Raw genomic sequence first — 5,683 nt, forward strand, 5'->3', positions numbered from 1 at the left:
GCCACATCCTCACCGTCACCCTGGCCTTCACCGCGGGCCACTCCACAGCCCTCGTAGCCAGCGCCCTGACCCGCCTCGAGCTCCCTGCCCGCCCCATCGAAACCCTCATCACCGCAACAATTCTCATCGGCGGCATCCACGCCATCCGCCCCATGTTCCCCGGCCGAGAGGCTCTCATCGCCGGAACCTTCGGCCTCATCCACGGCTTGGCCTTCTCCTTCACCCTGGCCGAGCTACAACTCTCCACCGGCCAACTAGCCATCAGCGTCCTCGGCTTCAACCTCGGCATCGAAGCCGTCCAACTACTGCTCGTCGCCCTCGCCCTGCCCCCACTCCTGGTCCTGGCCACCACGCGAGCCCAGCCGCACCTCCGCATCGGCGGCTCCCTACTCGTGATCATCGCCGCTCTGGGCTGGGCTCTCGACCGCCTCGGCCGCCCCAACCCGGTAGCCCACTTCGCGGATCAAGCCGGTTCAATACTCCTTCCCTTCACGACCGTCACGGCCGCGATCGCCGTCGCGATCTTGGCGGGGTTGAGGATGAGGCGGACCGCATGGATGCGGGCGTCCGCGATATCGAGGGACAGAACCATGTACGGCTCGCCGCGGGAGGTGACCAGGGCGCCCGGGCCCGCGTTGATCAGGGCCGGGCGGACGCCAAGTGCGGGGGGCCAGGCCCAGGTGACCGAGCAGAGGTAGGTCGCGACCGGGAGCATTCCGTGGATCGGTTCACGAGGTGTTTCCGACGTGCCGTCGGCGTCTGCCCAGAAGGTCACATCGGGGGACAGGAGTTGGGTGAGCACGGTGAGATCGCCGCCGAGGGCCGCGGCGATGAAACGCTCGGTCAGTTCTCGGTGTTCGTGCGGCGACGGACGGTGGCGTGGGCGCCGCGCTTGGACGTATCGGCGTGCGCGGTAACCCAATTGGCGGGTGGCGCGCTCGGTGCGGCCGATCATATCGGCGATCTCCGCGTGCTCGAAACCGAAGGCTTCGTGCAGTACGAAGACCGCGCGTTCCACCGGGTCCAGGGATTCCAGCACTACCAGCAATGCCATCGAAACCGATTCCGCCAGTTCGGTATCCGTCTCGGGGCCGGTGAGCACGGGATCCGGGAGCCAGGGGCCGATGTAGGTTTCGCGGCGGGACTTGGCTTTTCGCAGTTGATCGATGGCCAGTCTGCTCACCAAACGGAACAGGTAGGCGCGCGGCTGCTCCACCTCCGCCCGATCCACCCGATGCCAGCGCAGCCACGCCTCCTGCAGCACGTCCTCGGCATCGGCCCGACTGCCGAGCATGCGGTACGCCGCGCCGAAGAGCTCGTCCCGCAGGTCCGCGAATTCCGTGTCCATATCCATAAGACGTCCTGACACCGCTGTGCGTCACACGAACACCGGATTGAATCACCGTGTGACGCGGCGGCTCCGGAATCCGTCTCCCCTTCATACAACCGAACGAAGGGATGCGATTCCATGACCACCTCCGATCAGCTCCCCGTCACCGAGGCCAGCCGCGCGACCGTCCTCGAACTCTTCCGGCGCTTCGCCGCCCGCGATCTGCCGGGCGCGTTCGCGCTGCTGAGCGAGGACTTCATCTCCCACAACCCGCGCGTGCCACACGATCCGGCGACCGGCACGGCACGGCAGGCGTTCATCGACTTCTTCGAAACCCCTGCGGGCCGAGCGCTCGCCGCCGCCGACCAGGACGTGCGCCGGGTGCTCGCCGACGCCGACCTGGTCGCGGTGCACACCCGGCTGACCTCGCCTCACCTACCCGAGACAGCCGTGGTCGACATCCTGCGTGTCCGCGACGGCCTGATCACCGAACACTGGGATGTCGTCCAACCCGTCCCCTCCCCGATCCCCCACCCCCACGGCATGTTCTGACTCGATCACGCGGGCAGTGGCGGGCATTCGGGGATCGGGGCCCCGGGTGTCGCCTCGACGGTTGCCAGGTTCGTGGCATCGCTCCCGGATTTGGCGGGGCACAGGCGCACGACCGACGGGAGCGGGCCGGTCCGGTTACCACTGTTGTCGAAGGTGATCGGCCCCTCCGCACCCGGGACGGGTTCCTTCTTGAAGCCGGAGATGACGGAGTTCAACTCGCTGCGATTCACGGTCCTCCGGGAATCGATGAGCCGCAGCGCGGTGGCCACGGTTGTCACCGCGTCGTAGGCGTTGATGGCCCAGCCGTCTCCGATATGCGCGGGTGGGAACCCGGCGGCATGGAAGGACTGGTCGAATTCGGGCCAGTTCGGGTTGTCCGCGCGCGGTCCGTCGGTGCCGGCGACCAGGGTGAACAGCAGCCGGATCCGGCCCTCCTGGAAACTGCGCGAGGTCACCGCCAGTTTCCGGAAGTCCTCCAGGCGGGAGTCGGATTCCACTGTCCGCAGCCGGTTTCCGTCAGAGGTGCTCAGCACGGTGATGGAGGTGGCCGAGCACTGCCCTTTGGCCACATTGTCATCGAGACTGTGGACCAGTTGGCCCAGATCGCGGCCGCGTGCCACGTAGACGACGGTCATGTGCTGCGGCGACGCGCAGATGCTGCGGGCCGTCTGCGTGACGGTGGTGGGTTCGGTGTCGTCGAACTTCATTTCCGGGACGTCGCCGTAGCGGCGGTGCAGCAGCGGCAGCGTGGTGCAGGTGTAGGGGTCGGTTCGCCCGGTCGGCACCGCGATGACGTCGGGCTTTCCGGGCGCGATCGCACCGATCGCGCTGACCTGCACCGCGACTCGGAAGCCGATGCGATACAGATAGTCCCGGCCGATGCCGTGGGCGAAACTCGCCTCCGAGTCGCACTGCTCGAAACTCGGATCGTCGGCCTTGGAGCCGTCCTGATCGAAGCCCTCGGCCGTCACCACATCCGAGATGGTCGGAATCTTCTGCTCCGCGAGCAGATTCGCGATCTTCGCGGTGGTCGGATCGCTGAGCCCGATGCCCGCGACCGCGACCACCTCCGGCCGGTTCGCCATGGCCTTGGCCACCGCGAGCGCACCCTCGGGGTCGTCGTAGTCGCCGAGCTGCCCGACCAGCAGCTTCATCGGATGGACACAGCCGGTGCCGTTCGCGCGCCGCTGACCGGCGGCCATGCCCTCGAGTTCGTGCAACGCCCGGCTGCCCGCATTGGCCGCGGTCATGGCCATGAGCACGCCGACGGTCACGCTGCCGCCCTGGCAGTGCTCGGGCATCGCGCGATTCTGCGCCTCGATCACCCCCATCACCTGCTCGAAGGCGGGTAGGTCGAAAGCGTATGAGCCGGACGACAATCCGACACAGCGTCCACTCGAATCCCAGGCATCCGTGCTGGGCCAGCCGTCATTGCAGGTGGCCAGCCGGTACAGCTGCTCGTGGGCGGCGTAGGCGGTCCCGGCGCCCAGCAGCAGCACCAGCACCAGGGCGAATCGCCACCACTCCCGGCGGCGGCGGGGAAACGGTCTGCGCGGCTTCGGGATGATCCACGCCCAGTATCGGGACTCCATGGTCGAGCGCCTTTCTAGCTGCGGGTCACTGGAATCTCCGTGCGAGCGCGCGGGATTTCTCCGCACGCTGCAGGAATGGACCGCGATCACCGGCGTGGCGCGCCAGCTCGGAATAGCTGTCGGCTACGCGCGAATAGAGTTGTCCGAGCTCGTCGTTCGGGATGAGCGGGAGATCGGACCCGAGTTCGGGGAGTACGGCGAGCAGCACGCCGAGGTGCTCCTGCAGGGTGTGCGCGCGATCGGGACCTTCGATGAGCGCGCGATCGGGTCGCCGGGGGTCGGGCACCGAGATGGTCACGTCGAACCGGGCCAGCCAATCGCGCGCGGGCAGCCGCGGCAGGTCGTCGGCGAGCGGTGTGATGACCGCCGAGATGCCGTGTAGCAGACGGGTATAGAGCAACTTGCCCGCGTCGTCACCGTCGGCCGCGTTCACGAGCAGCCGGAAGACCCGATCCCACCCGGTGGCCGGATCGGTGCGCGCGGCCAGCGCGCGCAGACCGAGCAGCCGCAGCAATGGCGGCAGCCGCTCCTCGGTACCGTCGCTTCGCCAGAGCGGTCCCGACTCGAACAGCGCCGTATCGTTTTCCGCCCCGGGCGGCAGGATCGGTCCCAGTGCCGCGACGGCTTCGCGCTTGGTCCGGGCCGCCGACACCGTGATCAGCGCCTCCAGCACGTTCTCGACGACCAGCCGATGCCTGCTCAGGCCGCGGGCGAAGACGCGCAGCAGATAGCGCTCGACCGTGTGCCGCGCCTCGGGTCCCGGGGCCCGCAGCAGATCACCGAGCATCAGACCGGTTTCGCGGGACCGCGCGGAATCGGTAGCGGCCGCGAACTTCTCGAGCAGGAGCACGGTCGCGGCCGGATGTCCTTTGGTCAGCCGATGAACGGCGGCGCTGATCCGCCCGCCCTCGATCGGATCCGCGGCCATTGCCAGCGTCGAGACCTCGAGATCGGTGAAGTCGGCCAGCCGCAGCCTGGCCCACAGCGGCACAGGCGGGGTCAGCGGCGAGGATCGCGGCGGATCGGTCAGCATCGCGGGTTCCGGCAGGTGCCAGCCCACTTCCGTCGCGAGCACACCGGAACTGGTGGTGATCACGGTGAGCGGGTCCGGCTGCACCTCCCGCACCGCTGCGAGCACGGTACGCGCCCGCAGCAGCGAGCCGGTGAACGCGACCGCCGCCTCGGCGTCGCCGTCATCGAGCAGGACGACGGCATTGGAGGTGCGCGCGTGCACCTTGGCCGCGCTGTGCCGGAGATCGGCGAGCAGTGCGCGGGTCAGCACGTCGTCCACACCCTGGCGGGTCTCCGGATTCGAATTTCTGGCCCGCAGGCTGAGATTCACCAAGGTCTCGTCGCCGGACCCGTGCAGATTGCGATCCTCATGGCCGAACCACTCCACCGCCGGACCCCAGGTGATCCGGGCGACGAAGCGGCCCTGCCGTAGTCGATCGACCACCAGCGCCGACAGCCGTTGCGTGGCCACGGGGACCAGCACGTGCATCCCGGGAATTCCGGAACCGGCGGCCATCCCGCCCGCGGCCCTGATCAGATCGCCGATCAAACCGATCAGATTGTCCCGATTCGCATACTCGTTCAACTTCTCGTGCAGATGCTGAACGCGACGATGCTCCGGAACCTCGGCGAAATTCTCCCGAATTGCGATCAGAGCGACCACGACTCGCGGAAACGAGACCCGGAATCCGTCGACGCCGAGACTCAGTCCGAGCATGATCGCGGCCAGAATCGGGCGCGACGGATGGGCCTCGTTCTCGGGCAGTTCCAGCGGACGCACCAGCACCATGGGGGTGTGCCTGTGCCATTTGCGCTGCACCTCGTCCAGCACGGCCGTGCGCCCCGACCCGCCGCAGCCTTCCAGCACCAGTACCGGTTTCGTAATCCCGATATCCCGCGCCGACGGAATCTCGATCAGATCGTCGATCAACCCCAGCAGTCCGACCCGGCCTTCGAACACCGACATCGCCTCCCTCGAACTGAGCGAGAACTGTAGCAATTCAGAACGGATTTCGCTGTGAGACAGAGCGATACAAAAATGGTCGGCGGAGAATGGCGATCTCGCGCCCGACCCCCGCCTTGACAGCGGCGCGGGGGATGTGCGTTGCTGGCGGTGCCGTATTCCCTTGGAGGACAGGGATGTCATTACGACCGGGGCAGGTTTTCGCGGGGTATTCGATCGTGCGCGCGCTCGGGG

General features: G+C 67.7%; 4 protein-coding genes and 1 pseudogene. 2 read left to right on the top strand and 3 right to left on the bottom strand.

The features are described 5' to 3' along the window. Positions 1–65: 65 nt before the first annotated feature. Positions 66–290, top strand: a pseudogene (locus ACAM49_RS38390) (HupE/UreJ family protein); the annotation flags it as partial. A 173-nt stretch (positions 291–463) separates the two neighbouring features. On the opposite strand, the gene sigJ reads toward ACAM49_RS38390, so the two are convergent. Then, complete coding sequence (sigJ, locus tag ACAM49_RS38395) at positions 464–1,354, bottom strand: RNA polymerase sigma factor SigJ (RefSeq protein ID WP_369640433.1); 891 nt, start codon at positions 1,352–1,354, stop codon at positions 464–466. Between the two features lie 114 nt (positions 1,355–1,468). Between sigJ and ACAM49_RS38400 the strand changes: the two genes are divergently transcribed. Continuing rightward, on the top strand, positions 1,469–1,882 hold the full coding sequence (locus ACAM49_RS38400; protein ID WP_369640434.1) for a nuclear transport factor 2 family protein: 414 nt from the start codon (positions 1,469–1,471) through the stop codon (positions 1,880–1,882). A 5-nt stretch (positions 1,883–1,887) separates the two neighbouring features. Here ACAM49_RS38400 and ACAM49_RS38405 read toward each other — a convergent pair whose 3' ends face one another. After that, positions 1,888–3,474 carry an ABC transporter substrate-binding protein gene (locus tag ACAM49_RS38405; RefSeq protein WP_369640435.1) on the bottom strand — a complete coding sequence of 529 codons (1,587 nt, stop codon included), beginning with the start codon at positions 3,472–3,474 and terminating at the stop codon, positions 1,888–1,890. A gap of 25 nt (positions 3,475–3,499) precedes the next feature. Continuing rightward, positions 3,500–5,452, bottom strand: a complete 1,953-nt coding sequence (locus ACAM49_RS38410; RefSeq protein WP_369640436.1) for a hypothetical protein — start codon at positions 5,450–5,452, stop codon at positions 3,500–3,502. Positions 5,453–5,683 lie beyond the last annotated feature (231 nt).

Origin of the sequence: Nocardia sp. JMUB6875, assembly GCF_041154655.1 — a bacterium.
In the GTDB taxonomy this organism is placed as follows: Bacteria; Actinomycetota; Actinomycetes; order Mycobacteriales; family Mycobacteriaceae; genus Nocardia.